The organism is Streptomyces africanus, from assembly GCF_002150735.1.
Lineage (GTDB): Bacteria > Actinomycetota > Actinomycetes > Streptomycetales > Streptomycetaceae > Streptomyces > Streptomyces africanus.
Genome location: NZ_MUKA01000458.1, coordinates 1 through 1,017 on the forward strand (window position 1 = coordinate 1; position 1,017 = coordinate 1,017).

The window sequence follows — 1,017 nt, forward strand, 5'->3', positions numbered from 1 at the left end:
GCGTAGTGCGCCTGGGCGACGATGCCTAATAGATGATCATTCGACGTCGCCCAGGCGCACTACGCTGCGCTCATGAGCATGCTGACTCCCCCCGGCATGGGCGGCAAATACCGCATCAAGGGAAACAAGTACCCGCGGATGCGCCGCCCCCGGCGGCGCGGCAGGCTCGTCGTCCTGGTCGTCGCCTCCGCCGCCGTACTCGGCGTGGGCGGCTGGGGCACGTTGCAGCTCATCGACGTCTTCACCGGCGGCGGCAGAGAGGCCTCGGCGGCCGGCAGCGGGACGGACTGCGCCCCCGGCATCAAGGCGAGCCCCTCGCCCCGCGCCAAGGCCCTGCCCGAACCGCGCGCGATCACGGTCAACGTGCTCAACGCCACCACCCGCGGCGGCCTGGCGAAGAAGACCGCCGACGAGCTGAAGAAGCGCGGCTTCAAGATCGGCGACGTGGGCAACGCGCCCCAGCGGTACGACAAGAAGGTCAAGGGCACCGGCGTGCTGCTCGGTCCCGCCTCCGCCCTCGACACCTCGCTGCCGGTGCTCGGCACCCAGCTCCCGGGCGCCGAACGGCGTACCGAGGCGGCCCGCAAGGGCACTGACCTCGACCTCGTCATCGGCGACGGCTTCAAGGAGCTGGCCAAGAAGCCGGACGCCGACCGGGCCCTGACCGAGCTGGACACGCCCGAGCCGGCGCCGTCGTCGAAGAAGGGCTGCTGAGCGGCCCGGGCCGCGGGGCCTACTCGGCCGCGCCGTACATCCGGTCCCCCGCGTCGCCGAGGCCCGGCACGATGTAGCCGTGCTCGTTGAGGCGCTCGTCGACCGACGCCGTCACGACCGTCACCGGGGTGCCCGCCAGCTCGCGCTCCATGACCTCGACACCCTCCGGCGCGGCCAGCAGCACCACGGCGGTCACGTCGTCGGCGCCGCGCCGGATCAGCTCCTGGATCGCCGCGACCAGCGTGCCGCCCGTGGCCAGCATCGGGTCCAGCACATACACCTGACGGCCCGACAGGTCCTCGG

The 1,017-nt window shown here is 72.4% G+C and carries 2 protein-coding genes; one reads left to right on the forward strand and one right to left on the reverse strand.

The features are described 5' to 3' along the window. Positions 1-96 precede the first annotated feature (96 nt). Positions 97-714 carry a LytR C-terminal domain-containing protein gene (locus CCL05_RS39660; RefSeq protein WP_086565453.1) on the forward strand — a complete coding sequence of 206 codons (618 nt, stop codon included), beginning with the start codon at positions 97-99 and terminating at the stop codon, positions 712-714. 19 nt (positions 715-733) lie between these two features. Here the strand turns inward: CCL05_RS39660 and upp are convergent. Then, the coding region (gene upp, locus CCL05_RS39665) for a uracil phosphoribosyltransferase (RefSeq protein ID WP_086565454.1) at positions 734-1,017 on the reverse strand (284 nt) is incomplete at its 5' end.